The organism is Chelativorans salis (genome assembly GCF_025336525.1).
Taxonomy (GTDB): domain Bacteria; phylum Pseudomonadota; class Alphaproteobacteria; order Rhizobiales; family Rhizobiaceae; genus Chelativorans; species Chelativorans salis.
Window position 1 is genome coordinate 452723 of record NZ_JAOCZP010000003.1, and the last position, 25973, is coordinate 478695.

Annotated in this window: 26 protein-coding genes and 2 tRNA genes; 12 read left to right on the forward strand and 16 right to left on the reverse strand. The window is 63.4% G+C overall.

What is annotated here, in order from left to right:
- Nucleotides 1–15: 15 nt before the first annotated feature.
- Nucleotides 16–993, reverse strand: a complete 978-nt coding sequence (locus N5A92_RS12275) for an OmpA family protein (RefSeq protein ID WP_260903040.1) — start codon at nt 991–993, stop codon at nt 16–18.
- Nucleotides 994–1171: 178 nt separating this feature from the next.
- On the opposite strand from N5A92_RS12275, the gene N5A92_RS12280 reads away from it, so the two are divergent.
- Nucleotides 1172–1549, forward strand: a complete 378-nt coding sequence (locus N5A92_RS12280) for a hypothetical protein (protein ID WP_260903041.1) — start codon at nt 1172–1174, stop codon at nt 1547–1549.
- A gap of 107 nt (nt 1550–1656) precedes the next feature.
- Here the strand turns inward: N5A92_RS12280 and N5A92_RS12285 are convergent.
- A tRNA-Asp gene (locus N5A92_RS12285) sits at nt 1657–1733 on the reverse strand.
- 211 nt (nt 1734–1944) lie between these two features.
- On the opposite strand from N5A92_RS12285, the gene N5A92_RS12290 reads away from it, so the two are divergent.
- Nucleotides 1945–2020: transfer RNA gene (locus tag N5A92_RS12290), tRNA-Val, on the forward strand.
- 146 nt (nt 2021–2166) lie between these two features.
- Here the strand turns inward: N5A92_RS12290 and N5A92_RS12295 are convergent.
- From N5A92_RS12295 to clpP, 8 genes are all read right to left on the reverse strand, one after another.
- Nucleotides 2167–3306 (reverse strand): helix-turn-helix transcriptional regulator, encoded by a 1140-nt coding sequence (locus N5A92_RS12295; protein WP_260903042.1) that lies wholly within the window; start codon nt 3304–3306, stop codon nt 2167–2169.
- 33 nt (nt 3307–3339) lie between these two features.
- Complete coding sequence (locus N5A92_RS12300; RefSeq protein ID WP_260903044.1) at nt 3340–4332, reverse strand: helix-turn-helix transcriptional regulator; 993 nt, start codon at nt 4330–4332, stop codon at nt 3340–3342.
- 252 nt (nt 4333–4584) lie between these two features.
- Entirely contained in the window at nt 4585–5898 is a 1314-nt protein-coding gene (locus N5A92_RS12305; RefSeq protein WP_260903046.1) for a surface lipoprotein assembly modifier, read from the reverse strand.
- A gap of 65 nt (nt 5899–5963) precedes the next feature.
- On the reverse strand, nt 5964–6881 hold the full coding sequence (locus tag N5A92_RS12310) for a transferrin-binding protein-like solute binding protein (protein WP_260903050.1): 918 nt from the start codon (nt 6879–6881) through the stop codon (nt 5964–5966).
- Between the two features lie 275 nt (nt 6882–7156).
- Nucleotides 7157–7429, reverse strand: a complete 273-nt coding sequence (gene hupB / locus N5A92_RS12315; protein WP_159586325.1) for a DNA-binding protein HupB — start codon at nt 7427–7429, stop codon at nt 7157–7159.
- A 204-nt stretch (nt 7430–7633) separates the two neighbouring features.
- On the reverse strand, nt 7634–10066 hold the full coding sequence (lon, locus tag N5A92_RS12320; protein ID WP_260903051.1) for an endopeptidase La: 2433 nt from the start codon (nt 10064–10066) through the stop codon (nt 7634–7636).
- Nucleotides 10067–10320: 254 nt separating this feature from the next.
- On the reverse strand, nt 10321–11601 hold the full coding sequence (clpX, locus tag N5A92_RS12325; RefSeq protein WP_260903052.1) for an ATP-dependent Clp protease ATP-binding subunit ClpX: 1281 nt from the start codon (nt 11599–11601) through the stop codon (nt 10321–10323).
- A 272-nt stretch (nt 11602–11873) separates the two neighbouring features.
- Nucleotides 11874–12506: an ATP-dependent Clp endopeptidase proteolytic subunit ClpP gene (gene clpP, locus N5A92_RS12330; RefSeq protein ID WP_260903054.1), complete on the reverse strand. Its 633-nt coding sequence runs from the start codon at nt 12504–12506 to the stop codon at nt 11874–11876.
- A 176-nt stretch (nt 12507–12682) separates the two neighbouring features.
- On the opposite strand from clpP, the gene N5A92_RS12335 reads away from it, so the two are divergent.
- Nucleotides 12683–13918 carry a cytochrome P450 gene (locus N5A92_RS12335; protein ID WP_260903055.1) on the forward strand — a complete coding sequence of 412 codons (1236 nt, stop codon included), beginning with the start codon at nt 12683–12685 and terminating at the stop codon, nt 13916–13918.
- Nucleotides 13919–14513: 595 nt separating this feature from the next.
- On the opposite strand, the gene N5A92_RS12340 is transcribed toward N5A92_RS12335, so the two are convergent.
- The 4 genes from N5A92_RS12340 to N5A92_RS12355 all read right to left on the reverse strand — a co-directional run bounded on the left by N5A92_RS12340 (nt 14514) and on the right by N5A92_RS12355 (nt 17658).
- Complete coding sequence (locus N5A92_RS12340; protein ID WP_260903057.1) at nt 14514–15797, reverse strand: O-acetylhomoserine aminocarboxypropyltransferase; 1284 nt, start codon at nt 15795–15797, stop codon at nt 14514–14516.
- A gap of 96 nt (nt 15798–15893) precedes the next feature.
- A complete protein-coding gene (locus tag N5A92_RS12345) occupies nt 15894–16415 on the reverse strand; it encodes a CoA-binding protein (protein ID WP_260903058.1) in 522 nt (173 codons plus the stop codon).
- Complete coding sequence (locus N5A92_RS12350) at nt 16412–16837, reverse strand: VOC family protein (protein WP_260903060.1); 426 nt, start codon at nt 16835–16837, stop codon at nt 16412–16414. The genes N5A92_RS12345 and N5A92_RS12350 overlap by 4 nt, the downstream gene beginning before the upstream one ends.
- A complete protein-coding gene (locus tag N5A92_RS12355) occupies nt 16837–17658 on the reverse strand; it encodes an enoyl-CoA hydratase (protein ID WP_260903061.1) in 822 nt (273 codons plus the stop codon). Before N5A92_RS12355 ends, N5A92_RS12350 begins: the two co-directional genes overlap by 1 nt.
- Before the next feature lie 118 nt (nt 17659–17776).
- On the opposite strand from N5A92_RS12355, the gene N5A92_RS12360 reads away from it, so the two are divergent.
- From N5A92_RS12360 to N5A92_RS12390, 7 genes are all read left to right on the forward strand, one after another.
- A complete protein-coding gene (locus tag N5A92_RS12360) occupies nt 17777–18241 on the forward strand; it encodes a PaaI family thioesterase (protein ID WP_260903062.1) in 465 nt (154 codons plus the stop codon).
- A gap of 206 nt (nt 18242–18447) precedes the next feature.
- Complete coding sequence (rplM, locus tag N5A92_RS12365; protein WP_260903063.1) at nt 18448–18921, forward strand: 50S ribosomal protein L13; 474 nt, start codon at nt 18448–18450, stop codon at nt 18919–18921.
- Nucleotides 18914–19396 carry a 30S ribosomal protein S9 gene (gene rpsI / locus N5A92_RS12370; RefSeq protein WP_260903065.1) on the forward strand — a complete coding sequence of 161 codons (483 nt, stop codon included), beginning with the start codon at nt 18914–18916 and terminating at the stop codon, nt 19394–19396. The genes rplM and rpsI overlap by 8 nt, the downstream gene beginning before the upstream one ends.
- Nucleotides 19397–19504: 108 nt before the next feature.
- Nucleotides 19505–20455, forward strand: a complete 951-nt coding sequence (speB, locus tag N5A92_RS12375; RefSeq protein WP_260903066.1) for an agmatinase — start codon at nt 19505–19507, stop codon at nt 20453–20455.
- Between the two features lie 89 nt (nt 20456–20544).
- Complete coding sequence (gene argC / locus N5A92_RS12380) at nt 20545–21477, forward strand: N-acetyl-gamma-glutamyl-phosphate reductase (RefSeq protein WP_260903067.1); 933 nt, start codon at nt 20545–20547, stop codon at nt 21475–21477.
- Nucleotides 21477–22328 (forward strand): aminoglycoside phosphotransferase family protein, encoded by an 852-nt coding sequence (locus tag N5A92_RS12385; RefSeq protein ID WP_313958413.1) that lies wholly within the window; start codon nt 21477–21479, stop codon nt 22326–22328. The genes argC and N5A92_RS12385 overlap by 1 nt, the downstream gene beginning before the upstream one ends.
- A gap of 55 nt (nt 22329–22383) precedes the next feature.
- Nucleotides 22384–22803 (forward strand): GNAT family N-acetyltransferase, encoded by a 420-nt coding sequence (locus tag N5A92_RS12390; RefSeq protein WP_260903070.1) that lies wholly within the window; start codon nt 22384–22386, stop codon nt 22801–22803.
- Between the two features lie 39 nt (nt 22804–22842).
- Here the strand turns inward: N5A92_RS12390 and N5A92_RS12395 are convergent, their stop codons facing one another.
- Nucleotides 22843–23937, reverse strand: coding sequence for a COX15/CtaA family protein (locus N5A92_RS12395; protein ID WP_260903072.1), 1095 nt, complete (start codon nt 23935–23937; stop codon nt 22843–22845).
- A 153-nt stretch (nt 23938–24090) separates the two neighbouring features.
- On the opposite strand from N5A92_RS12395, the gene N5A92_RS12400 reads away from it, so the two are divergent.
- Entirely contained in the window at nt 24091–24309 is a 219-nt protein-coding gene (locus tag N5A92_RS12400; RefSeq protein ID WP_260903073.1) for a DUF2842 domain-containing protein, read from the forward strand.
- Between the two features lie 73 nt (nt 24310–24382).
- Nucleotides 24383–25573 carry a GNAT family N-acetyltransferase gene (locus tag N5A92_RS12405; protein WP_260903074.1) on the forward strand — a complete coding sequence of 397 codons (1191 nt, stop codon included), beginning with the start codon at nt 24383–24385 and terminating at the stop codon, nt 25571–25573.
- Between the two features lie 41 nt (nt 25574–25614).
- Here the strand turns inward: N5A92_RS12405 and N5A92_RS12410 are convergent, their stop codons facing one another.
- Nucleotides 25615–25926 (reverse strand): putative quinol monooxygenase, encoded by a 312-nt coding sequence (locus N5A92_RS12410; RefSeq protein WP_260903075.1) that lies wholly within the window; start codon nt 25924–25926, stop codon nt 25615–25617.
- Nucleotides 25927–25973 lie beyond the last annotated feature (47 nt).

Sequence of the window (25973 nt, forward strand, 5' to 3'; positions counted from 1 at the left end):
TGCTGGGAGGGTGCCCTACCCGCCCGTATAGCGCTCGACGATCTCCACGCGCCGGTTCTTGGCGCGGCCGTTCTCGGTCCTGTTCGAGGCGACGGGCGAGAGCATGCCGGCGCCGGCTGGTGTCAGGCGCTCCGGCGCGATCCCGTGGTCCGCCACGAGCGCATCGGCCACGGCCTGCGCCCGGCGCTGCGAAAGAGACAGGTTATAGTCGAACGCCCCCTGCCCGTCGGTATGGCCGACAATGATCGCCTGCAGTTCCGGGTTGGTCTTCAAAAGCTCCCCGAGCTGGTCGATCTGCGGCTGGGATTCGGGCTTGATGTCCGCCTTGTCGAAATCGAAATAGATGCCGTAGATGGCGATCTTGCCGTCCTGGGCGAGCGCCTCTTCCATGGTGCTTGCCTCGACCAGAGTGATCCGGTCGGTCTCCATCGGCTCGCTTTCCACCACAGTGACTGCGACGTGCGGCGTCAACGGTATGTCGCCGCGGGCCTGCGTCTCGACGCCGAGCATGCCGACCGTCACCACGCCCTCCGCGTCGTCGCGCTCGGCCAGGAGGTAGATGGTCGTGTCCCATGTCGTCGGCATGCCGATGCCGCCGCGGGCGGCGTCCCAGAATGTCGAGACGGATTGCTTGGGCGAACACTCGTCCCGGCCGCGGCAGAAGAAGACGATCTCGAAGCCGTTCGCCTTCAGAGCCGTCTCGTAGTTGCGCATGACCTCGAGAATGGAGCGGTCGCCGGGGCCTTTGTAACGGATCGAGGTGAGGTTTCCGGCAAGCTCCCTCTGCCATTCGCCACTTTCCAGCGCCTTGAAGGGCAGACGCAGTTCCTCATAGGCCTTGGTCTCGTAGAAATCGATGACGGAGCCTTCGTAGCGGCCAACGAGGGCATGATCGGACGAGCCGGGAAGATCGGCCTGCTGCGCGGATGCAGACAGGGTGGCCGCGGAGGAGAAAAGCAGACCCGCCGCGACGAGAACGAACAGCTTAAGCATGGTTACCCCCAACCAGTGACGCTGCCATTATAAAGGCGCCCCGCCGCCCCGCAACTGGCGCGGCTTGCAGGAAATGGTGACCGGCAGGACGTGGAAACCAATTGATCACCTATATCGCCTAGACTAGACGCTTCCACCTGTGGGGGCACGATTGTCGATCAGTAAGGAGTAACAATCGATGCTCTCCTTGGCGCTATCCATCCTCCTTCTCACAACATCGAGCGCGGCAGCGCGGCCGTTCGGCTGCAGCGACATCATAGGAACCGTCTTCGACGACCAGAACGGCAACGGCTACCAGGATGCGGGCGAGCAGGGACTGCCCGGCGTGCGCCTTGCCACCGTCAGGGGCTGGCTCATCACGACCGACGCCCGCGGCCGCTTCCACGTTGCCTGCGCAAACGAGGCTGCCGGACGCTTCGGCTCGGCCTTCATCCTGAAGCTCGACGTGCGCACGCTGCCCTCCGGCTACCGCCTGACGACGGAAAATCCCCGCGTGGTTCGGCTCACCGCGGCCAAAATGAGCAAGCTCAACTTCGGCGCCTCGATCGGCCGCTAAAGCGGAATGCGCTCGCTTCTATCGGTTTTTTCTTGCCGCATTTACGCAATCCCAAGTGATCTCACTTGGCTGCAAAATGCTCTAAGTATATGACGATGTTCGGAGAATGGCGCGAGTGACGGGGCTCGAACCCGCGACCTCCGGCGTGACAGGCCGGCACTCTAACCAGCTGAGCTACACCCGCGCTTGCGACGTCGCTGTGCGCGGCGTCGTGGCGGTCACTTAGGCGGTTCGCGGGTGCCTGTCAAGCAGGCTCGATACCCTTTGCTGCGTGAATTTTCATGCCTGGGGCAAACACCGGTCGGGCAGGCGATTTCTTCTTGCGATCAGGCGGCGAACCGCCTAAACGGACGGGCTTGAACGCGCGCCGTCCCAACGATGGCGATGCACGTGCGGGGCGGTTAGCTCAGCTGGTAGAGCGCTTCGTTTACACCGAAGATGTCGGGAGTTCGAGTCTCTCACCGCCCACCACCCTTCGCACTTCGAACTTCGGGTCGCAGGCCAGCTGAAGATCGTTGGACGACGGTATCCTCCTATAAGCCTATAGGACGACGGATTGGAGGTTGCCTCGCTTACCTTCACCATCCAAACTCTTTTCATACTGCTGAATGGACCGCTCAAAGCGGCTTTCGCGTCGCTACGGCCGAAAGCAGCGAAATCAGCTCGGATTGCCTGACGGTGTCTGTCTTTCGAAAGACGTCCTTTAGACGCTGGCGCACGGTGCCTTGGGTGATCCGCAAGCGGTCGCTTGCCTGGGCGAGAGTCAAGCCTGAGCAAAGCAGGACCGACAGCGCGGCTTCAGCCGGCGTCATCCTGAACAGGCGTATCAGTATTCCCTCCTTCGGCACCGGCCGGTCTTCCAGATCGATCAGCACAAGGAGAGCCTTTCCGAACAGAAACGGCGCCCCGGCTGCGGCCGGGACCGGCAACACGTCGATCAGGACCGGCCGGCGCATCGGCCGACGCACCATGACGGCGCCTTCCCTTTGCGGCCCGTCGCGCAGGGTGGCGGTGATCAGCTTTTGCAGGGCTCGGTCGCTGTCAGCATGGCGGGCGACGACGCGGTTGCCGACGATGGAAATCGCCTCGCCCACCATCTTCTCCGCACGCCGGTTCATCGCGACGATGCGGGCACGCGCGTCGACGAGAATGCCCCCACGATCCATCGCGTCGAGGGCGTCGAGACCGCCCTTCCCTGCCACGGTCACCATGTGCTCGGCCATGGTGAAGACCCGCGACAGGTAGCCGCGCATGCACCAGAAGAGGCGCCGGTCGTGTTCCGAGAAGGGCTCGTCGCCGATCCGCCGCGACAGCGAGACGACATATTGCTTGTCGAGCGACCTGAAGGTAATGCCGGCCCACCACAACATGCCGAAGCGCATGTAAAAATCCTGATAGAGCGGCTCCCGCCGGTGGTCTTCCGGTGTGACTATATCATGCTCCAAAAGCACCGCGCGGCCCGCGTCGACGAGCGGCCAGCCGCGATCAGCCCGCAAGTCGCGCTTGTGCCATTCATCCCGCACAAAGACCTGGACGAGTTCCTCGAGTTCCGGCGTGCACGGCAAAAGTTGCGTGTGTTCTGCAGCAACTCTCGGCACGGTGCAGGCTCCATACGCCCCCAAGGTGCGGCAGAGGCCGGTCATCCCTTCGCGCCACGTCGCTGGCTCGAAGCCGGCATGATAGAGGTTGTCCAACGCCGCCGCCACCGGAGTAGGCAAGGCATCGTCCGTATGCGTTAACAGGCTCCCATTCGGCATCGTTCTCCCCCACCAGCCTCGTGACGCAGCGGGTCAGTTCCTCCGCGCTGGCGGCAGCCGTGACAACAGTGAAATCAGTTCGGACTGTCTGTTCGTTTCCGTTTTTTGGAAAATGCCCTTCAGGCGCTGGCGCGCTGTTCCCGACGTGATCTGCAGGTGGTCGCCAGCTTCGGCGAGCGTCATTCCCGAGCACATGAGGACGCACAGGTCCGCTTCGGCGGGTGTCAGCTTCAAGACAGTTCGAAGATGCTCGGTTGCGGGCGTTTCCCGTTCGTCGAGATCGGTGATGAGCAGGATCGAGTGCGCGGGTGCGGACGCGGGGGAAATGAGACCGTCGAGCGACACCGCCTCGACCAGCAGCGGGCGGTGATCGGACCGGTCTATGCGGATGGGGGCTACCTCCTTGCGCCGCCGATCGCGGAAGTTGCGGGTCCGCAGGGTCGCGTACAGGGCCTGGAGGCGGCTTTCGCTCTCCGGATGCGTTGCGTGAAGATGCCCGCCGCCATTGAGGAACAAGGCGTTCCCCACCCTGGCCAGAAGCGCCTGCGCTTTCGCATTGAACCCTTTTACCCGCCCTTGCCAGTCGATCAGCACGGCGGCCCGGTCAATCCGATCGAGCGCCTCCAGTCCTCCATGCCCGTGCCTCTGGGAGAACTGCTCGGACAAGAACATCATTCTGCGGAAATGCGGCGCGAACCGCGCCAGCCGTGCGCCTTCCTCGTGGGTGAAGAAACCGTTCTTCCTTCCACGGAGCATCGGCAGGCACCAGGCACGCCCGTCGAGAACGAACGGAATTGCGATGAACCCTGGATAGCCCCAGCGAAGATATAATTCATTGTAGTGAGGCAGTTTCCTTCGCTCTTCTTCGGTCGAAAGGTCCTGCTCAAGGACATAGCGCCGCGTGCGCAGCAGGGGCCAGCCGCGCTCGGCCCGGTAGTGGTTATCGTACCACCCGCCCTGAACGTAATCCTCGAGCAGCTCCGCATAGGACCGCGACGCCGGCACGCGAGCGGCATCCTCGTTCACATCCTTTGGGTAGAACATTGCGCAATCGGCGCCTGCGGTTTCCGCCAGCCTTTGAAGCGCATCGGACCACTTCTCGGGCTCGACAACCGCGTCATAACAAGCATCGATCGCGCCCGCGATCCTGTCTTCGTCCATTATCATTCCCCCAAACCGGCCTAAGGCCGGCCCCCGGTCTCCGAAATTATTATGCGCAAGGCGATCGAAATGAGCAACATTTCTTCGCACACGGCGAGGAAGTGGGGATGCGTTAGGTCAGAACTTCCTGGTCAAGTTCAGCCCGAGATCATGGCTTTCATAGTCATAGAAACTGATGTTCGATCGCTGTTTGGAATACTGATAGGTGATCTGAGGCGCAAAGCCGCCGATGGAGAAACGACGATGGGAAAAGCTGGTGCCGATGGAGAACTTGTCGTCCTGCCGGCGGTGATCGGTTCCGGGAAACGCCCCGAGATAGTGGTGGTTTTCGTATGAACCGAAGAGCGATGTCATCAGGCCGCCGCGCCATTCCTTGTCCACCTGCAGGCGCAGGACAAGGTCGTTGTGGTCCAGATGGCGCCTCTGTGTCCGCTCGGCGTCGACCCCCACTTTGGCGCTGACGCTGACCGACGGCGAAAGGAGCCTGCGCCAAATCAAGCTTCCGGCGAACCTGCTGCCGTCCCGGTAGTCGAGGTCCACATAGTCCTGGGCGAGCGCGGTGAAGGAGAGCCCGACCGTATTGCGCTGGCCGACCTGCGCTTTCGCTCCGACGGTTGCGCCGTAGCGCACCAGATAGGGATCCCAGCCCGCCCAGCGGTATTCGAATGTCGGGCCGATGGCCGCGGTGACCCGGCCCATTCTGCGCGAAAGAGCCAGGTTGGCGCCAAGGGCCAGCTCGTCGTAGCGGGTGGTGTTCTGGTATTTCTTGAGATCTGCGGTACCGCTGGCGGTGAGCGCAATGTCCTTGCGGAGCCGGAACGTCTTGAAGGCGGCACCGCCGGTCGCCGCCCCCACGCCGCTTGCCTGGCGCGACTCCTCATCGATGGTGAAAACGAGGCCGCCCGCCTCGAATGTGCGGTTACCGGTGCCCTTGTTGACGTTGGTGGAGGGCAGAGCCGACAGATAAAAGGAAAAGCCGTGCGTGCGGGCGCTGTCGATGTTTTCCAGATAGCGCGTGGCGAAGCGCTGCAGGGCCGGATCGCCGCTGCCGCGCGCGATCGCCTCGAAATGGTAGGTGGAGGCTTCAGCGTCGCCCGCCCGAAGGAGGGTGCGCGCGAGCTCGACCCGGGACGGCAGGAAGTTCGGCTCGGCCGCCAGAATGGCGCGGAATATTTTCGTGGCGCTGGCAAGATCCCCTTCGCGGGCCTTTATGACGCCCTCGAGATGGGCGATGTGGAGGGCGGCGTCCGGCTTACCGGCAACCTGCCGGCGCAGTTCACGCCGTGCCTCCGCATACCTCCCCTCCGTGACGAGCCGCACCAGAACCGACGCGGAATCAGCGCCTGCCGTCAATTGCTGGGAGAAGGCCGGTTGTGCGAGCGCGAGAACGAGCGCAATCACAGCAGCCGCCGAGATGACTGGAGTGGTCATGTATTATTTTGTCCGCAAAAGGATCGCGGCCGGGGCTAACCCGGCCGCGTTCCCAAACGACTGCTTCAGTCGTCCTTCCCCGCCGAGAACATGCCGGCACCAATAAGTTCACCGTCCTCGGCGTCACTGCCGAACGACAGAACCCCACCGACCTCCTCGCCGCCGGGGCCGTAGAACTTACCCGCATAGTTGCCTTCGAAGTCGCCGACCACACCCGCAAGCGCAGCATCGGGTGTAAGGGAGCCGGAGAAAGCGTTGCCGTCGATATCGGTCTCGTTCATCGATACGGAGCCGGCGATGGTGTCGTCGGTGACCCGATCTTGAAGGCTGCTTATGCTTCCGGAAATCTTGCCCTCGTCAAAGCGAGCCGTCATGTCGAGGGCGCCACGAACGCGTTCGCGGTCAAAGCTGTCACTGCCCTTCGTATAGAGATCCGCGTGAGCATAGCCGCTGTAAGTCGCGGTGGCTTCGCTCGTCAGAGCGCTTGCCTTGGTTTCCGTACCGATGACCGCGAGGCCATTAAGCGCCCCTTCACCTGTGCTCCAGAAATATGACCACACCTGGTGGTGGTCATACGCCGCTTTGCCGGCCAAGGCATCCTCGGCGCTGTCAGCGCTTCTGGTATAAAGGCCAAAATCACCTTGCTGCCAACCATATCCATCATCGCTCAAGTCAGACGCAGAATAGCTTACTTCTATGCCATCCACAGAGACGTCGACACCACCCTCGTCGTTCTTCTTGATCGTGAGGTTTGGCGCAGTTACGTCCGACCACACGCCGTCCTGCATGCGGACACCTTTCGACATGTTGCCATTGTAGGCCTTCAAGGTCTTTCCCGTATCCAGCGCCTCCGCGGTCGTGCCGACATCCTCGGCATAAAGCGCATCGACAATTGCGCTCGTCGAACCGCCACCTCCGCAGCCGGCGAGGCCAATCCCTGCGACGCCCATAGCTCCGGCCAAAATTATCTTCTTCGTTTTCATAGCCCTACCCCTGCTTGTGCTTACGCAACGTCTTCCGGAACAGAATTCATTGCTTACAGCTATAGATCAGCGAGGGCGGCGGCTTCACAACTCCCATTTGGGAGGTGACGCCGCGGAAGCGGTGGCCGGTTCTTGCGGATGGCTGGGCGCGCCTTACAATGCCAGGGCGTGGCTCTGGGGCGCTGCAAGGGGCCTTTTCCGCCCCTTCTGAAATAGAAAAGGCCGGGCGAGCCCGGCCTTTGCCATTTGACAGAGAGCAGCCTGATTGGCAGCGATCAGTTGATCGCGTCCTTCAGGCCCTTGCCTGCAGAGAATTTCGGAACGTTGCGGGCCGGAATCTGGACGGGGGCGCCCGTCTGCGGGTTGCGGCCCGTGGAGGCCTCGCGCCGCGAAACGCCGAAATTGCCAAAACCCACAAGCCGAACGTCGCCGCCCTTCTTCAGCTCGCTCGTGATGACGGAGAAAACCGCATCGACTGCCGACTGGGCATCACCTTTGGAGATACCGGCCTGATCGGCAACGGCGGAAACCAGTTCGTTCTTGTTCATAAACAACAAACCCCTTCTTCATAATGGCCGGAGAGCGACTCAACCGGCAAGGTCGGCAGTTTATGAAGAAGTGAGGAACCGACCAAGCGGGAAATGAGCCGGAGAAGCGAAAAATCCCCGGTTTTCCGCGCTTTTTCAGCAAAAAGCCGGCCCTGTTGGGCCGGCTTTCGTGTCTTGAGGGGCTTGTGACCCAGTTCAGGCGGCTCAATGGGCGACCGTTTGGCTCCCTGCCTTGTCGGCCACGTCCACATTCTGGGCGGCAGCGACCGGCTCCACCCACTCGATCGGTTCGGGCTTCCTCACCAGCGCGTGCTCCAGCACTTCGCCGACGCGGCTGACCGGCACGATCTCCAGGCCGCTCTTCACGTTCTCCGGAATCTCCGCCAGATCCTTGGCGTTCTCTTCCGGTATCAGCACCTTCTTCAGGCCGCCGCGGAGAGCCGCGAGCAGCTTCTCCTTCAGGCCGCCGATCGGCAGCACCCGGCCGCGCAGGGTGATCTCGCCCGTCATGGCGATATCCTTGCGCACGGGGATGCCCGTCATGACGGAGACGATCGCCGTCACCATGGCGATGCCCGCCGAGGGACCGTCCTTGGGCGTCGCGCCTTCCGGCACGTGCACGTGGATGTCCTTCTTGTCGAAGAGCGGCGGCTCGATGCCGAAATCGATGGCCCTTGAGCGGACATAGGATGCCGCGGCAGAGATCGATTCCTTCATCACGTCGCGCAGGTTGCCGGTCACCGTCATCTTGCCCTTGCCGGGCATCATGACGCCTTCGATCGTGAGCAGCTCTCCACCGACCTCGGTCCAGGCGAGGCCCGTCACGACACCGACCTGATCCTCGCCCTCGGCCTGGCCGAAGCGGAAGCGCGGCACGCCGAGGTAATCGGCAAGGTTCTTCTCCGTCACCTCGACGGTCTCCTTGCCGGACTTGAGGATCTCGGTCACCGCCTTGCGCGCCAGCTTCATCAGCTCGCGCTCCAGGTTACGCACGCCAGCCTCCCGCGTGTAGGTGCGGATGATGGCCTGCAGCGCGTCATCGGAGACGGAGAACTCCTTCTCCTTCAGCGCATGCTCGCGCACGGCCTTGGGCAGCAGGTGCCGCTTGGCGATCTCGACCTTCTCGTCCTCGGTGTAGCCGGCGATACGGATGATCTCCATCCGGTCCATCAGCGCCGGAGGGATGTTCAGCGTATTCGCCGTCGTCACGAACATCACGCTAGACAGGTCGTATTCGACCTCGAGGTAGTGGTCCATGAAGGTCGAGTTCTGCTCCGGATCGAGAACCTCGAGCAGTGCCGAAGACGGGTCGCCGCGGAAGTCCATGCCCATCTTGTCGATCTCGTCGAGCAGGAAGAGCGGGTTGGACTTCTTGGCCTTCCTCATCGACTGGATGACCTTGCCTGGCATCGAGCCGATATAGGTGCGCCGGTGACCGCGGATCTCGGCCTCGTCGCGCACACCGCCCAGCGCCATGCGCACGAACTCACGGCCCGTGGCACGCGCGATCGACTTGCCGAGCGAGGTCTTGCCGACGCCGGGAGGGCCGACGAGGCACAGGATCGGCCCCTTCAGCTTCCGCTGACGGCTCTGCACGGCCAGATACTCGACGATGCGCTCCTTGACCTTCTCCAGGCCGAAATGGTCGGCGTCGAGCACCTCTTCGGCGTAGCCCAGGTCGTTGCGGACCTTGGTGTTCTTCTTCCACGGAATGGAAAGAAGCCAGTCGAGATAGTTGCGCACGACCGTCGCCTCGGCAGACATGGGCGACATGGTCTGCAGCTTCTTGAACTCGGCCTCGGCCTTCTCGCGCGCTTCCTTGGAGAGCTTCGTCTTCTTGATGCGCTCCTCGAGCTCGGCCACCTCGTTGCGGCCGTCCTCGCCCTCGCCGAGCTCCTTCTGGATCGCCTTCATCTGCTCGTTGAGGTAGTACTCGCGCTGCGTCTTCTCCATCTGCCGCTTCACGCGGCTGCGGATGCGCTTTTCCACCTGCAGGACGGAGATCTCGGCCTCCATGAAGCCCATGGCCTTCTCAAGCCGCTCGCGCACGGAGAGCGTTGCGAGCATCTCCTGCTTCTCGGGGATCTTGATCGCCAGGTGCGAGGCGACAGTGTCGGCCAGCTTGGCGTAGTCCTCGATCTGGCTCGCCGCGCCCACGACCTCGGGCGAGATCTTCTTGTTGAGCTTCACGTAGTTCTCGAAGTCGGCGACGACGGAACGGGCCAGCGCCTCGATCTCGACCTCGTCCTCCTCCGGCGTTTGCAGAAGCTCCGCACGCGCCTCGTGGAAATCCTCGCGCTCCGTGAAACCGGAAATGCGCGCACGCGTAGCGCCCTCGACCAGCACCTTGACCGTGCCGTCGGGCAGTTTCAGGAGTTGCAGAACATTGGCGAGGGTGCCGATGTCGTAGATACCGCTCGGATCGGGATCGTCGTCAGCGGCATTCATCTGGGTCGCCAGCAGAACCTGCTTCTCGGCACCCATCACCTCTTCCAGTGCCTTGATCGACTTCTCGCGCCCCACGAAAAGCGGCACGATCATGTGCGGGAACACCACGATGTCGCGCAGGGGCAGCACCGGGAAGAGCGTTTCACCGGAAGTCTTGGGGGTGCCAGGAGTCTTGGGGGTGTTTGTCATCTTTCAGCCTTTTTCAGCCACGACCGCTCTCAAGAGCCAGCCGCGGGCTTTGCTTTCGAAGGATACCGTCCGCCCACGGGGCTTGCCACACGCAACACCACCCGGGGAACGAAACCCGCCGCCGTATGCCCAATAAGTGGAGGCGCGTGGCACTAAGATCAAGGGCGTTGCGCCGGCCATCGGGACCGCGGGGCGAAAGGGGGTACCGGCCCTTCGGCCATTTCCCGCACCCCTGTCCCGACGGTCCGTTTTCCTCACGCGCTGACGCTGCCTTTTTCCTTCTCGCGCTCGGCGTAGATATAGAGGGGACGTGCATTGCCGTTGACCACCTCGTCGGAGATCACGACTTCCTGGACGCCCTCCAGCGCCGGCAATTCGAACATGGTGTCGAGCAGGATCGATTCCATGATGGAGCGCAGACCGCGCGCGCCCGTTTTGCGCTCGATCGCCCGTTTGGCGATCGCCAACAGAGCGTTCTCGTGGAAGGTCAATTCCACGTTCTCCATCTCGAACAGGCGCTGATACTGCTTCACCAGCGCATTCTTCGGCTCGCTGAGGATCTGCACCAGCGCTTCCTCGTCGAGGTCCTCAAGCGTCGCCAGCACCGGCACGCGGCCCACGAACTCCGGAATGAGGCCGAACTTCAACAGATCCTCCGGCTCCACCTGGCGCAGGAGCTCACCGGCGCGGCGGTCCTCGGGCGAGGAGACGTTGGCGGCGAAGCCGATGGAGGTCTTGCGGCCGCGGTCGGAGATGATCCTTTCGAGCCCGGCAAAGGCGCCGCCGCAGATGAACAGGATCGAAGAGGTGTCGACCTGCAGGAACTCCTGCTGCGGATGCTTGCGCCCGCCCTGGGGCGGCACCGAGGCGACCGTGCCTTCCATGATCTTCAGAAGCGCCTGCTGCACGCCCTCGCCCGACACGTCGCGGGTGATCGACGGGTTGTCGGACTTGCGCGAGATCTTGTCGATCTCGTCGATATAGACGATGCCGCGCTGGGCGCGCTCGACATTATAGTCGGCCGACTGCAGGAGCTTCAGGATGATGTTCTCCACATCCTCGCCCACGTAGCCGGCCTCCGTCAGCGTCGTCGCGTCGGCCATGGTGAAGGGCACGTCGATGATGCGCGCCAGCGTCTGGGCCAGTAGCGTCTTGCCGCAGCCGGTGGGGCCGATCAGAAGGATGTTGGACTTCGCCAGCTCGACGTCCGGGTTCTTGCCGGCATGGGCAAGCCGCTTGTAGTGGTTGTGCACGGCCACCGAGAGCACGCGCTTGGCGTAGCCCTGGCCGATCACGTAGTCGTCGAGAACCTTCAGGATCTCTTGCGGGGTCGGCACGCCTTCACGCGACTTCACCATCGAGGATTTGTTCTCCTCGCGGATGATGTCCATGCACAGCTCGACGCATTCATCGCAGATGAAGACGGTCGGCCCGGCGATCAGCTTGCGCACCTCGTGCTGGCTCTTGCCGCAGAACGAGCAGTACAGCGTGTTCTTGGAATCACCACCACCGCCGCTGTTGCTGATCTTGCTCATCTTCACGTCCTTTCAGTACCACCGGCGCCCCTTCACGAGGTCGTCTGCCGGAGGGCGAAGAAAGGGTGTGACCCCCGCTGCTTCGCCCCATTGTCGTTTTCCGAACGAACCACAAATCGGAAAGCGCGGCAACAATCCCCAGCAAAGACTAGGGTATCGAACTTCAACATAGCCTTAACGTAGGCGGTTGCCAGCGCTGAGGGAACAGGAAATTGTGACGGAATTGACGCAGCACCCAGCTATTTTCGCCGCTCATTCCCATCCAGGCCCTCTTACGAGACCTGCGGGCCCTCGATCAGTTCGCGATTCGTGATCACCTTGTCGATGAGACCGAACTCCTTGGCCTCGTCCGAGCTCATGAAGTGGTCGCGGTCCAGTGTCTTCTCAATGGTTTCGTAGTCCTGGCCCGTGTGCGTGACATAGACCTCGTTGAGCCGCCGCTTCAACTTGATGATGTCCTGGGCATGGCGCTCGATATCGGACGCCTGGCCCTGGAAGCCGCCGGAAGGCTGGTGCACCATAATGCGCGCGTTCGGCGTTGCAAAGCGCATTCCCTTGGCGCCGGCGCACAGAAGCAGCGACCCCATGGAGGCGGCCTGACCGACACACAGGGTAGAGACCGACGGCTGGATGAACTGCATCGTATCGTAGATGGCCATGCCGCTCGTCACCACGCCGCCCGGCGAATTGATGTAGAGCGCAATCTCCTTCTTCGAGTTCTCCGCCTCGAGGAAGAGGAGCTGCGCACATACCAGCGCAGCCACGGTGTCCTCGATCGGCCCCGTGATGAAGATGATGCGTTCCTTCAAGAGACGCGAGAAGATGTCATAGGCGCGTTCGCCGCGGTTCGTCTGCTCGACGACCATCGGCACAAGGTTCATCGCGGTCTCGATGGGATTTGGCATGGAGGGATACCTTATTCCTTGGGAAGCGCCGGCCTGCTGGCGCGAGGCAGATTCGTTCTCTTTACGCCGATATAGGATGCCCGCTCCCGCCTGTGCAAGGCCGCGATTGAATTGCTGAACCTCAACGTCCCCGCGCACCGGTTGCGCCGCGGCGAAAGAGGACTAAGACAGAACCCATGGACACAGTCGAATCCCCTCCCCTCTCCCTCGATCTGCAAGGCCGCCGTCTGCGGCTCGACCCGCACATGCCGGCCTTCGTGCAAAACCCCTACGCGGTCTACGCGCACCTTCACCACAACGCCCGCGCCTTCTTCTGGGAGGATTACGGCATGTGGTGCCTGGCGGGCTATGAGGAGGTGAACAGCGCGCTGCGCAACCGCCGGCTCGGTCGGCAGGTGCCGGCAGGCACGGTGCTTTACGGGGCGCAGCATCTGAAGGACTTCGCAGCGGTAGAGGCGCATTCCATGCTGGAACTGGAGCCGCCGGTGCACACGCGGCTCAGAACCCTTGTCAACCGCGCCTTCGTCTCGCGCCAGGTGGAGCGGCTGCGCCCGCGCGTCGAGGCGCTGTGCCACCACCTCATCGACGGCTTTACGGCGGACGGCGAGGCGGATCTGATCCCCGCATACGCGACACCGGTGCCGATCACCATTATTGCCGAGATGCTGGGCGTGCCGGTGGAAATGGACGACCGGCTCCTCGACTGGTCGCACCGCATGGTCGCCATGTATATGCACGGCCGGAGCCAGGCCGTGGAGGAGAGCGCCAACGAGGCGGCGCGCGAATTCGGCGACTTCATCCGCTCCTATGCGGCCAAGCGGCGCAAGGAGCCCGGCGACGACCTCCTCTCCCTCCTCATTTCGGCGCATGAGAGCGGCGACAGGCTGTCGGAGGACGAATTCGTCGCCTCGACAATCCTGCTTCTCAACGCCGGCCACGAGGCGACGGTGCACCAGCTCGGCAACGCCGTCGCCACGATCCTCGCCCAGGGCGGCGACCCTCGCCGCTTCTTCGCCTCGGCGGAGGGAACGGCGGCCACCGTCGAGGAGTGCCTGCGCTACGATCCGCCGCTGCACATGTTCACCCGTTACGCGTACGAGCCGGTGGAGATCGCAGACGGTATCCGGCTTGAGCCCGGCGAGCAGGTCGGCCTGATGCTGGGCGCGGCCAATTGCGACGCGCACGCTTTCGAGCGCCCGCGCGCCTTCCTGCCGGGCCGCGCCGACCAGAAGAACGTCTCCTTCGGCGCCGGCATCCATTTCTGCATCGGTGCGCCGCTCGCTAGGCTGGAGTTGCAGGTGGCGCTGAAAGTGCTGTTCGAACGGCTCCCGGAGATCGCGCTGGCCGGGCCACCACGCTACCGCGACAGCTATCACTTCCACGGGCTGGAGCGGCTTGTCTGCCGGTGGTGAGAGGGAACAGGCAAACGGAGCGCTTGGCGTAATCTGGCGGCATGGATGGAATGCCCAAACGCAAGGAAAGCACTGAGATCGCTCCCAGTGCCTCCCTGTCCAATTCAGGTGCCTGATACGACCATCCAAAAGGCGGTTGCGTTCCAGACCCTGATTGACGGTTCCCGGTGGTACATTGCTCGCGCTTGCGCGCTCGCGTCCGCCCTGCCGGGCCACCCCTCTTCCGCCCGCGAAGGCTTTCAAGCGGTGCACCATCGAAGGACTAACCGGCCTTCATGGCAGCATCGGTCTGCCGTTTGCGTTCCGGAACCGCTTGCGACAGCTCCGCTGGACCCCTGGCACCGGATCCGAGCTTCGGATCGAAACCCATCGCCCGACCGGGCCAGCACGGCCTCAGAAGATCCCTTCAGTTGGTTCCGCTGTCCGGGCGGACTGTCGAGCTCCTGAGTTGGTTTGAGCTTACGTGGGGCAAGGGTGCGGCGCAATGGCGCACCCCCTGTGAACAACGAGGATTGCGGGGACAGCACCTATGAATCTGCAAGCTGCCGACCATCCGCAGCCCGCGAAGATCACCCATACGCGCATACCGACGGGCCTATACCTTCGCCAGCGCCTGCTCAAGGTCGGCGATGATGTCGTCCACATCCTCGATGCCGATGGAAAGGCGGATGACGTCGGGGCCCGCACCCGCGGCCACTTTCTGCTCGTCGCTGAGCTGACGGTGCGTGGTGGAGGCCGGATGAATGATGAGGGACTTGGTGTCGCCGATATTGGCCAGATGCGAGAAAAGCTCCACGCCCTCCACCACTTTCACGCCGGCGTCGAAGCCGCCTTTCAATCCGAAGGTAAAGACGGCGCCGGCGCCCTTGGGTGAATATTTGCGCATGAGCTCGTGGTTCGCGTCACCCGGCAGGCCCGGATAGGACACCCAAGCCACCTGCGGCTGCTCCCCGAGCCACGTCGCCACCTTGAGCGCATTGTCGGAATGGCGCTGCATCCTGAGCGGCAGCGTCTCGATACCGGTTAGGATCAGGAAGGCGTTGAAGGGCGAGATCGCCGGGCCGAAGTCGCGCAGGCCCAACACGCGCGCCGCAATGGCGAAGGCGAAGTTGCCGAAGGTCTCGTGTAGCACCATGCCGCCATATTCGGGCCTGGGCTCCGAGAGCATCGGATAGTTGCCGGATTTCGACCAGTCGAAGGTGCCGCAGTCGACCAGCGCGCCGCCCACCGAATTGCCGTGCCCGCCCATGAACTTGGTTAGCGAATGGACGACGATATCGGCGCCGTACTCGATGGGGCGCAGGAGATAGGGCGAGGCCATGGTGTTGTCGACGATAAAGGGCAGGCCGTGCCGGCGCGCCACCTCGGCTATCTTTTCCAGATCGACGAAGGTGCCGCCCGGATTGGCGAGGCTTTCGACGAAGATGGCACGGGTGTTCTCGTCGATCTGGTTTTCGAAGGCGGAGATGTCGTCCGGATCCGCCCAGCGCACTTCCCAGTTGAAGTTCTTGAAGGCATGGCCGAACTGGTTGATGGAACCGCCATAGAGCTTCCTGGCGGCGATGAAATTGGCGCCAGGCTGCATCAGCGTGTGGAAGACGAGAAGCTGCGCACCGTGGCCCGAGGCGGTCGCCAACGCCGCCGTTCCCCCTTCGAGCGCAGCTATCCGCTCCTCCAGAACCGCCTGGGTCGGGTTCATGATGCGGGTATAGATGTTGCCGAAGGCCTTCAGCCCGAACAGCGAGGCGGCATGGTCGACATCGTCGAAGACATAGGACGTCGTCTGGTAGATCGGCGTGGCGCGCGCGCCGGTTGCAGGGTCGGGCTGGGCGCCCGCGTGGATGGCAAGCGTGTTGAAACCGGGCGTGCGCTCATTCATTGGGGTTTCCTCCGTTCACGTTCACGCCATCCATACTAAGCGGGCGGAGGAAGGGCAAAGAAGATTCAGCCCCGCACGCTTCCAGGAAGAGGAAATTCACCGCTGGCGGATGCCGAAGCTCTGGAAACCCTGCCGCATCATCGGCTTCTTCGACGAGATCAAGCGGCTGTTGACGCCGTTCCAGCCGATTTCGCCCGACAGGCGGCCATATTCGATCTTCGGGCAGCGGTTCATGACGACCTTGATGCCCTTTTCTTCCAGCCGCGCGGCGGAAGCGTCATCGCGCACGGTGAGTTGCATCCACACCACCTTGGGCAGCGGGTCCATGGCGAGGATCTGGTCCGTGAGGCCCGGCACAGCGCTGGAAGAGCGGAAGATATCCACCATGTCGACCGGCCCGGGAAGATCGGCAAGCGAGGCGAAGGTCATGGTGCCGGCGATCTCCTTGCCGGCCTGGCCGGGATTGATCGGGTGCACCTGGTAGCCCTTGTCGATCAGATACTTCGTGACGAAGAAGCTCGGCCGCACATCGTTGGCCGAGGCGCCGACGATGGCGACCGACTTCACGCTGTTGAGAATCCCGGCGATATAGGAATTGTCGTAGGTATCGTGGTTCATTCGGGAAGCGATATACGGCCTTCCTCGTCGATTGGAAAGTCCGGGTTGTGGGCGACCTCCCATAGATTGCCCTCGGTGTCCGCAAAATACCCCTGCATGCCGCCCCAGAAGGCACGCTGCGCAGTCTTGACGACGCTGCCTCCGGCCCTCTCCGCCCGTTCCAGGATGAGCCCCACCTCGGCTTCCGAGCGCGTGTTATAGGCGAGGGCGACACCGGAGAAGCCCCGCGTTCTCTCCTTGATGCCGGCATCCTCGGCAAGCTCCTCGCGCGGCCACAGCGCCAGAATCAAGCCGCCCATCTGAAAGAAGGCGACACCTTCGGTTATGCGCCCGTTACGCTCCAGGCCCATGTCCTCGTAGAAGCGGGCCGCGCGGTCGAGATCGTCGACGCCGAGCGTGATGACGGAGATGCGCGGTTCCATTATTCGCCCCTCCACTCCGGCTCGCGCTTGTCGATGAAGGCGCCGATGCCCTCCTCCGCGTCGCGCGCCATCATGTTCTCCACCATGACGCGGGCGGTATATTCATAGGCCTCGGCCAATCCCATCTCGGCCTGCCGGTAGAAGGCCTCCTTGCCGATCTTCAGCGTCAAAGGTGATTTGGATGCAACGGTTTCGGCCAATTGCATCACACCGCGATTCAATTCCTCCGGCGCCACCACCCGGTTGACGAGGCCGTAGGAGAGCGCGGTGCCGGCATCGATCATCTCGCCCGTCAGAAGCATCTCCATGGCCTGCTTGCGCGGTATGTTGCGCGACAGCGCCACCATGGGCGTTGAGCAGAACAGGCCGATATTGACGCCGGGCGTGGCGAAGCGGGCGTTCGCTGTCGCCACCGCCAGGTCGCACGAGGCGACGAGCTGGCAACCGGCCGCCGTCGCCACGCCGTCGACAGCGGCGATCACCGGCTTGGGATGGCGGACCACCGTTTGCATGAGGGAGGCGCAAAGCGCCATGGTCTCGGCGAAGAAGGCCCTGCCCCGGTCGGCGTCCTTACGGTGCGCCGTCATCTCTTTCAGGTCATGGCCGGCGGAGAACACCTTGCCCCCGTGCGCCAGTACGATCACCCGCACGCCGGCGTCGTCCCGCGCCTCCTCGAGCGCGGCCTTCAGCGCCTCCATCAAGGCGATGGAGAGCGCGTTCGCCGGCGGGTTGTCGAGCGTCAGCGTCAGGATGCCGCCGGTGCGCTCGCTGCACACGAGGCTCCGCGTCTCGCTCCGGGCGGGCGCAACTGCCTCAGCCATGGCTCGTCTCCTCTCGCATGCCCACCCCTAGCACAGCCCGGCTTGCAGATCAGCCGGGAAAAGGCCATCGTCTTCTTCCGTTGACGCAAAGGTCAAGCGTCGCAGTAGAGGAGCCGACATGGACGCAAGCGCCCCGGCGGACCTGACGCCAGTGATGAGTGTCGAAGAGGTCAACGCCTATCTGGCAGAGGTCTATCCGCAACTCAACGAGGACCACACCGAATACCGCGCCATCGCCGTCCGCCCCGGCGGCTGCACCGTGCGGCTGACGGCCGGCGAGCGACACCTGAGGCCGGGCAACACGGTCTCCGGCCCGGCGCTTTTCACGCTCGCCGACATCGGCGGCTACGTCTGCGCGCTGTCGCATATCGGCCGCGAGGCGCTGGCGGTCACCACAAACCTCAACATCAATTTCATGCGCAAGGCCGAGGCAGGCAACATCGACGGGGAATGCCGCATCCTCAAACTCGGCAGGACGCTGATGGTGTTCGAAGCGGCGATCATCGCCGGGCCTGACGGAGCCCTCGTCGCCCACGCCACCGGCACCTATTCCTTGCCTCCCCGGGGCCAAAATGTGGGGTAATATAATACCTTTTCCTTATCTCATTGTTTTCTATGCATTTTTATCCTCGCGTCCGCCCTAATTGCGCTTGACTTGCTCCCGCGCCACTCCTATAAGCTCGCCGATCGTGGCATTTGCCGCGGACTGTCGAGGGCCCATTATCGGCCATCGGTTCAAGCAACAAGAAATGCCCTACTCGGTAGGGTTTGGAGATACGGACAAAAACCATGAAAACCTTTTCGCAGAAGCCTGCGGAGGTGGAGAAGAAGTGGGTACTGATCGACGCCGAAGGGCTTGTCGTCGGTCGCCTCGCCACCATCGTAGCCAACCGCCTGCGCGGCAAGCACAAACCCACCTTCACTCCGCATGTCGATGACGGCGACAACGTCATCATCATCAATGCCGACAAGGTGGTCTTCACCGGCAGGAAGTATCAGAACAAGAAATACTACTGGCACACCGGCCATCCGGGCGGCATCAAGGAGCGCACGGCGCGCGACATCCTCGAGGGCCGTTTCCCCGAGCGCGTGGTCGAAAAGGCTGTCGAGCGCATGATCCCGCGCGGACCGCTCGGACGCCGCCAGATGAAGAACCTGCGTGTCTACGCGGGAACCGAACATCCTCATACCGCCCAGCAGCCGGAAAAGCTCGACGTCGCGGCGCTGAACAAGAAGAACGTAAGGGTCCAGGCATATGGCTGAAATCAATTCCCTCCAGGAGCTGGGCGAGGCGACGCAGGCGGTGACGCCTGAGGCCGAGGCTCCCGTGCACGTGCAGAAGCTCGACGCCCAGGGCCGTGCCTACGCCACCGGCAAGCGCAAGAACGCGATCGCCCGCGTGTGGGTGAAGCCGGGTTCCGGCAAGATCACGGTCAACGACAAGGAGTTCAACGCCTATTTCGCGCGGCCCGTCCTGCAGATGATCCTGCAGCAGCCGATCGTGGCGGCCAACCGCAACGGCCAGTACGACGTCGTCGCGACGGTCGTCGGCGGCGGCCTTTCGGGCCAGGCGGGCGCGGTGCGCCACGGCATCTCCAAGGCGCTCACCTATTACGAGCCGGAGCTGCGCGCGGTCCTCAAGAAGGGCGGTTTCCTCACCCGCGACAGCCGTGTGGTGGAGCGCAAAAAGTACGGCCGCGCCAAGGCCCGCCGCTCGTTCCAGTTCTCCAAGCGCTAAAGGCTGGGGTTTTCGGATCGGAAAAGCGGGCCTTCGGGCCCGCTTTTTTTGTTGCGCGAACGTCATGGCACCCGTAGCCACGGGCCGACTGTCGAGGGGATACATCGCATGCCATCCAAATCCATCGACCACGCCTTCACCGCGCGCCAAAACCTCGGCGCCGCCGGCGATCCCACCTATGCCGGGGCGCTGTCCTTCATGCGCCGGCGCTTTACCAAGACCGTGAAGGGCGCGGATGCGGTGGTGTGGGGGCTGCCGTTCGACGCCGCGGTTTCCAACCGGCCGGGCGCGCGCTTCGGGCCGCAGGCGATCCGCCGCGCCTCGGCAATCCTCGATAATGATCCGCAATACCCCTTCGGCCTCGACCTGTTCGAGGCGCTCGCCGTCGTCGACTACGGCGACTGCCGGTTTGAGTATGGCTATCCACAGAAGGCGCCCGCCATCATCGAGCGAGAGGCCGCAAAGATCCTGCGCGCCGGCGCCTTCCTCGTCTCGCTTGGCGGTGATCATTCCGTCACCTGGCCGCTTCTGAAGGCCCATGCGGCAAGGCACGGCGCGCCGCTGGCCCTCGTCCAGTTCGATGCGCATCAGGACACCTGGCCGGACGACGGAAAGCGCATCGATCACGGCTCCTTCATCGGCCGCGCCGTGCATGAGGACATCGTCGACCCCGTCCGCTCAATCCAGATCGGCATCCGCACCCATGCACCGGAGGACTGTGGCATCCGCATCCTGCACGGCTACGAGGTTGAGGAGATGCGGGCGAAGGAGATCGCCGAGACGATCGCCGCGCATGTCGGCGATGCGCCGGCCTATATCACCTTTGACATCGACTGCCTCGACCCGGCCTTTGCCCCGGGCACCGGCACGCCGGTTGCCGGCGGCCCCTCCTCTGCAAAGATGCTCTCGGTTCTGCGCCAGCTCGGGCCGCTCGATATCGTCGGTGCCGACATCGTCGAGGTAGCGCCCGCCTACGATCATGCCGACATCACGGCCATTGCCGGGGCGGCTGTCGCCATGCACTATCTGGGACTTCTGGCAGAGAAAAAGCGACGATAGTGCTTGAAGCAGCAGATCTGGCACTTTCCGGATTGATTCCGGAACACGCTTCAACCATTTGAAACCAGATTCTTTTTCGGACTCGTGACATGACGGCAAAAATCTTCATCGACGGCGAACACGGCACCACCGGCCTGCAAATCCGCACGCGGCTTGCCGAGCGCAAAGACATCGAACTGATCTCCGTGCCCGTGGAGCGGCGCAAGGACAAGGCGGCGCGCGCGGAGTATCTGAATTCCGCCGACATCGCCATTCTCTGCCTGCCGGACGACGCGGCGCGCGAGAGCGTCTCGCTCATCGAGAACGAGACGACGCGGGTAATCGACGCCTCCACCGCCCACCGTGTGGCCGACGGCTGGGCTTACGGATTCCCGGAGCTGGATCGCGGCCAAGCGAAGGCAATCGCCGAGGCCAGGCGCGTCGCCAATCCGGGCTGCTGGCCGCAGGGGCCAATCGCGCTCCTGCGCCCGCTCGTCTCTGCCGGCCTTCTGCCCGCCGACTTTCCCGTCACCGTCAACGGCATCTCCGGCTATTCGGGCGGTGGGCGTCAGATGATCGAGGATTACGAGGCCAAGGGCGAGGACGCGCCGGAGTTCCTGCCCTACGCGCTCGGCCTCAACCACAAGCACCTGCCGGAACTGCGCGCCTATGCGAAGCTTTCGCGCGATCCGCTGATGCAGCCGGCGGTCGGCAATTTCGCGCAGGGCATGGTCGCCGCCGTGCCCCTGCAACTCGGCCATCTCGACCGCGTACCGAAGGGCGAGGAGCTCCATGCGGCAATTGCCGACCACTACGCCAGCCTCGAGGAGAGCGTCGTCGAAGTCGCCCCTCCGGCCGCCATCGAGCGTTCCGCCGATATCGAGCCCGAACATCTCAACGGCACCAACACCATGCGGCTTCACGTCTTTACCAACGACGCCCGCGCCCAGACGCTGCTTCTGGCCATCTACGACAATCTCGGCAAAGGCGCTTCAGGGGCGGCGGTGCAGAACCTGGATCTGATGCTGCGCGACATCGTCTGATGGCGGAAATGCGGCCTCCCCCGCCGCCCTTTCGGGAAAACTGGAGCATCGCTTCGGCCGAACTCCTGGCCGATACCGCCACAAGCCGTGTCTGGCAGGTCCTGCTGCGCGGTGGCGAACATGCCATCGTCAAGGATTTGAAGCCGGTGGGTCTCGAAGACGAGCTCACCGGCATCCTCTTCCTTGAATGGCGCAACGGCGAAGGCGCTGTTCGCGTGCTCGCCCGAGACGGCCAGCGCATCCTCATGGAGCACGCCGGCCGTCATTCGCTGCTGACGCAGCTGGAAATTGACGGAGACGACGCGGCAAGCGAGATCGCAGCGCAAACGATCAACCGCCTGCACCGCAATCTGCATCGTGCCGCGCCCGAGGGCCTACAATCTCTGCACCGGCGGTTCGCGAGCCTCTTCGCCATCGCCGAAACGGACCGCAAGCACGGTCGGCAGAGCCTTTTCGTCGAAGCGGCATCCCTTGCCGAGCATCTTTTAGCGAACCAGACGCAGGTCCGCCCCCTGCACGGCGACCTCCACCACGAAAACATCCTGCTTGGCGAGCGCGGCTGGCTTGCCATCGACGCCAAAGGCCTTCTGGGCGAACCTGCCTACGACGCGGCAAACCTCTTCAACAACCCCTTGGAGCGGATGGATCTGCGCGAAAATCCCGCACGCGCAGCCGCGCTCGCACGGATATTGGCGCGGGCACTCGAACACGACGCGACGACCCTTCTGCAATACGGCTTCGCCCACGCCTGCCTCTCGGCCGCCTGGTATACGGAGGGCGGCAACCGGCAGGAAGCGGGACGCAGCTTGGCAACGGCCGCTGCCGTTCGCCGGGCTATCAGGGGGAACTAGGGTCCCCCTGAACGGCACGTTTTACCCGATCCCCCGACCGTGATACGTGGCTGGAATGGCCATCGAGGTTATTGCGGCAAGCGACGAAAATATCCCCTGGCTGATTGCCAGCGACCGGCACGTGTCCGAGGCGTGGGTCCGTCGTTGCGTGTCGTTGGGCGAGTATCTGATTGCCAGGCAGGATTCGTCCCCCATCGGATTTCTTCGCTTTAGCTGGTTTTGGGGCACAATCCCCTACATGGACCTGATCTACGTGCTCCCCGACAACCAACGGCGCGGTGCCGGCACCGCGCTGCTGCAGGTCTGGGAGGAAGCCATGCGTGAACGCGGCGCCCGGCTTTTGATGACCTCAAGCATGAGCGACGAGCCGGAGCCCCAGGCTTGGCATCGGCGAAACGGCTTCAAAGTGTCCGGTAAGCTGACATTCGGCAACTTGCAGCCGGTGCCGGAGGTTTTCTTCATAAAACCCCTTTAGGTGCTGACCATGCACCCGGTAACAGACGGCGTGTCCCGGCTATCGCACTCCCGCCATCTCGCTCGGCAGAGGATAGGCGCCCTTGGCGGCGCGCCAGTGCGCCGTTGCAAATCCCAGCACGATAAGGGCCACACCCTGGTGGGCGAGCGCCCATCCGAGGGGTACGACCATAAGCAGCGTGGCGATGCCGATCGCCGCCTGGACGAGGACGATGAGGACGAGGACGATGGCCCGCCGGGCATGCGTCGAGCCGGGGTCGGCGCGCCAGGCGGCGATTGCGTGCCAGACGGCGAGCGCCAGCAGCGTGTAGGCGCCGAGGCGGTGGAGGAACTGCACGGTCTTCGGGTTCTCGAACAGATTGATCCAGGCCGGCGTCTGGACGAAGAGCCCGCCGGGCACCAGCGCACCGTCCATCAGCGGCCAGGTGTTGTAGGTCATGCCGGCATTGAGCCCGGCGACCAGCCCACCGATATAGATCTGCGCCAGCACGGCGACCACCAGCCACCCGGCGAAGCGCCGCGTTCCCTCATAGGCCGGCCCGGCGCTGTGCGGCGCCAGTCCGCGCGCCACTGCCATGGTGGCGACGAAGATGATGCAGGCGATGGTAAGGTGCGTGGCGAGCCGGTATTGGCTGACATCGGTTCGTTCGACCAGGCCGGATGCCACCATCCACCAGCCGATGGCACCCTGCAGGCCGCCGAGCGCCAGGATGCCGAGGAGCTTCGGCTTCAGGTGGCTCTCCAGCCGCCCCGTCAGCCAGAAGAAGGCAAGCGGCAAGGCGAAGACGAAACCGACACCGCGCGCCAGCAACCGGTGCGCCCACTCCCACCAGAAGATCACCTTGAATTCGTGGAGGCTCATGCCCCGGTTGATTTGTTCGTACTGGGGAATCCGCTGGTATTTCGCAAATTCTTCCGCCCACTCGGCTTCGCCGAGCGGCGGGATGACGCCGTGGATGGGTTTCCATTCGGTGATCGACAGGCCGGACTCGGTCAACCGCGTCGCCCCGCCAACCAGCACCAGCGCGAACAGCGTCACGACCACGGCATAAAGCCACACGCGCACCCAGAGCCTGTTGCGGCGTTCGCTGACGGCGCTTACGGCAGGAGCGCCCAGATCCGTGGTGGCTGCCATCTCGTTGTCCAATCGGAAATCAAGCGTGTAGGTGCCGCAAAGCCGCCTGGCTTGCAAGCCTGCCCGCGGCGACATGCGGTCGCGCCGATGCGGCATTATTGGCCTGTCGGGCGACCGCCGTTTGCGCTATGCAGCGCCCAAGAGGATTTCATAATGCCTGTACGCCTGAGAAAATTCGTCGGCATGGTGGCCTTGGTGGCGCTGGTCATTGTCTATGCCATCGTCTCCACGGCGGTCGCCGTGGCGCAGCTTGCCGACAAGAGCGCGCTGGTGCACCTGATCTATTATCTGGTGACAGGGCTTCTATGGATTCTACCGGCCATGCTTCTGGTCAAATGGATGGAAGGAAAGCCGCGGCACCCGGTGGATTGACGTTCCTCCCGTCGAGCTTTGATTCACCTTTTGCCGGTAAGGTGCGGGAAAATACGCAAAATCAGGCTTCGTCATGGTGGACGCCGCATCCTTTTCCAAGCAGGAAACGCCGCACGCCGAAAGTTCGGCCGCGACTGCCCGTTCGGCCTTCTCGGCGCGCATATTGCCTGCAGACGGAGCGGCGCTCGAAGCCTATTCCGCCTTCTGCGCAGATACCGTCCATTCGCCCACCCAGAGCCCGCTGTGGACGGCCGCGTGGCTTGAGGACACCGGTGAGGACGGGCTGATCGCCCTCCTCCAGCAGAACGGCCGTCCGGCAATGGCGCTGGCCCTGGAAATCCAGCGCAAAGGTCCCTTCCGCATGGCACGTTTCGCCGGCGGTTCGCATGCCAATGGCAACTTCCCGGCGCTCGGTCCCGCCTTCGATGCCGCGGATGCGGGAATGATGGCGCTGGTGGCGGCAATCCGCGAGGCCCGGCCGGATATCGACATGCTGTCGCTCGAGCGGCAGCGGAAGACCTTCGAAGGCCGAGCGAACCCCACGCTTGCCCTTCCCCACACCACGAGCCCCAACATCGCGCTCGCCGCCGATCTTTCAGGCGGGTTCGACCAGGTGCTCGAGAACAGCGGCAAACGAAAGCGTAAGAAGCACCGCGCCCAGGCGCGCAAGTTCGAGGCAGCGGGAGGCTACCGCCGAGTCGAAGCGCGCAGTGTGGAGGAGGTGGACGCCCTTCTCGACAGGTTCTTCACGCTGAAACGCGCGCGCTTTGCCGAAATGGGAATAGCCGATGTCTTCGCCGCGCCGGAAGTGCGGGCCCGCTGGCGGACCCTTTTCCTGGCGGCCCTAGGCCAGGCGGTGCCGCCTTTCGTGCTGCACGGGCTGGAGGTGGGCGGAATCCCGCGCGCCATTACCGGCTCCAGTCGTACTCGCGACAGCATCATCTGCGAGTTCAACGCCTTCGCACGGGATGAGCTCGTCGCCTTCAGCCCCGGCGAATTCCTCTTCTACGAGAACATCCAAGCCGCTTGTGCGGAAGGTCTCGCCGTCTACGACCTCAGTGTCGGCGACGAGCCCTACAAGCGGCTGTGGTGCGGCATGGAAACCAGCCATGCAGACGTCTTCGCCGGCCTCACACTTAAGGGTAAGCTGCTCGCGGCAGGCTACCGCGCACTCGTGCGGCTGAAACGCGCTGTCAAGAACGACCCCGCCGCGGCAAAACTGGCCCAGCAACTGCGCAGGATCGCGCGAGGGCGGTCCGACTGACGAAAGTTTTGCCGGAGCAATTCCGCAAACGATGATCCGATCTAAGCAGATCGATCCCACACGACAGTCGTCGGCGTGTAGTGGCGCATCTCCGCGATCTCGCCGATGAACGGGCGGATGAGCGCCAGAAAAGGCGGAAAATTGGGGCCGGTCCGAAAGCCCTTCATATGCGCTTCCACCGATGTCCAGAGGATGCGGAGCGTGACGTTCGAGGCCTCTTCGTCGCACTGGGCAAGCTCGTAGCCGAGGCATTCCGGCGCGGCGCGCAAATGGGCTCCCGCCTCCTCATAGGCCTTGCGCAGTTCCTCGGGCGAGTGGTCCTTCAAGACATAACGAATGTATTCGACGATCATGCCTTCACTCCTCGAAGCGGTGAATTGGGCCCGAGGGTAGCCGACGA

Excerpts from the sequence above, each read along its gene's own strand:
- N5A92_RS12345 (WP_260903058.1), bottom strand. The coding sequence starts at position 16,415 with ATGAACCACGATACCTACGACAATTCCTATATCGCCGGGATTCTCAAC.
- N5A92_RS12295 (WP_260903042.1), bottom strand. The coding sequence starts at position 3,306 with ATGCCGAATGGGAGCCTGTTAACGCATACGGACGATGCCTTGCCTACT.
- argC (WP_260903067.1), top strand. The coding sequence starts at position 20,545 with ATGACGGCAAAAATCTTCATCGACGGCGAACACGGCACCACCGGCCTG.
- N5A92_RS12400 (WP_260903073.1), top strand. The coding sequence starts at position 24,091 with ATGCCTGTACGCCTGAGAAAATTCGTCGGCATGGTGGCCTTGGTGGCG.
- clpP (WP_260903054.1), bottom strand. The coding sequence starts at position 12,506 with ATGCCAAATCCCATCGAGACCGCGATGAACCTTGTGCCGATGGTCGTC.
- N5A92_RS12350 (WP_260903060.1), bottom strand. The coding sequence starts at position 16,837 with ATGGAACCGCGCATCTCCGTCATCACGCTCGGCGTCGACGATCTCGAC.
- N5A92_RS12340 (WP_260903057.1), bottom strand. The coding sequence starts at position 15,797 with ATGAATGAGCGCACGCCCGGTTTCAACACGCTTGCCATCCACGCGGGC.
- lon (WP_260903051.1), bottom strand. The coding sequence starts at position 10,066 with ATGACAAACACCCCCAAGACTCCTGGCACCCCCAAGACTTCCGGTGAA.
- clpX (WP_260903052.1), bottom strand. The coding sequence starts at position 11,601 with ATGAGCAAGATCAGCAACAGCGGCGGTGGTGGTGATTCCAAGAACACG.
- N5A92_RS12280 (WP_260903041.1), top strand. The coding sequence starts at position 1,172 with ATGCTCTCCTTGGCGCTATCCATCCTCCTTCTCACAACATCGAGCGCG.
- N5A92_RS12305 (WP_260903046.1), bottom strand. The coding sequence starts at position 5,898 with ATGACCACTCCAGTCATCTCGGCGGCTGCTGTGATTGCGCTCGTTCTC.
- N5A92_RS12410 (WP_260903075.1), bottom strand. The coding sequence starts at position 25,926 with ATGATCGTCGAATACATTCGTTATGTCTTGAAGGACCACTCGCCCGAG.
- hupB (WP_159586325.1), bottom strand. The coding sequence starts at position 7,429 with ATGAACAAGAACGAACTGGTTTCCGCCGTTGCCGATCAGGCCGGTATC.
- N5A92_RS12355 (WP_260903061.1), bottom strand. The coding sequence starts at position 17,658 with ATGGCTGAGGCAGTTGCGCCCGCCCGGAGCGAGACGCGGAGCCTCGTG.
- N5A92_RS12395 (WP_260903072.1), bottom strand. The coding sequence starts at position 23,937 with ATGGCAGCCACCACGGATCTGGGCGCTCCTGCCGTAAGCGCCGTCAGC.
- N5A92_RS12275 (WP_260903040.1), bottom strand. The coding sequence starts at position 993 with ATGCTTAAGCTGTTCGTTCTCGTCGCGGCGGGTCTGCTTTTCTCCTCC.
- N5A92_RS12390 (WP_260903070.1), top strand. The coding sequence starts at position 22,384 with ATGGCCATCGAGGTTATTGCGGCAAGCGACGAAAATATCCCCTGGCTG.
- N5A92_RS12310 (WP_260903050.1), bottom strand. The coding sequence starts at position 6,881 with ATGAAAACGAAGAAGATAATTTTGGCCGGAGCTATGGGCGTCGCAGGG.
- rplM (WP_260903063.1), top strand. The coding sequence starts at position 18,448 with ATGAAAACCTTTTCGCAGAAGCCTGCGGAGGTGGAGAAGAAGTGGGTA.
- N5A92_RS12360 (WP_260903062.1), top strand. The coding sequence starts at position 17,777 with ATGGACGCAAGCGCCCCGGCGGACCTGACGCCAGTGATGAGTGTCGAA.
- N5A92_RS12335 (WP_260903055.1), top strand. The coding sequence starts at position 12,683 with ATGGACACAGTCGAATCCCCTCCCCTCTCCCTCGATCTGCAAGGCCGC.
- N5A92_RS12385 (WP_313958413.1), top strand. The coding sequence starts at position 21,477 with ATGGCGGAAATGCGGCCTCCCCCGCCGCCCTTTCGGGAAAACTGGAGC.
- N5A92_RS12405 (WP_260903074.1), top strand. The coding sequence starts at position 24,383 with ATGGTGGACGCCGCATCCTTTTCCAAGCAGGAAACGCCGCACGCCGAA.
- rpsI (WP_260903065.1), top strand. The coding sequence starts at position 18,914 with ATGGCTGAAATCAATTCCCTCCAGGAGCTGGGCGAGGCGACGCAGGCG.
- speB (WP_260903066.1), top strand. The coding sequence starts at position 19,505 with ATGCCATCCAAATCCATCGACCACGCCTTCACCGCGCGCCAAAACCTC.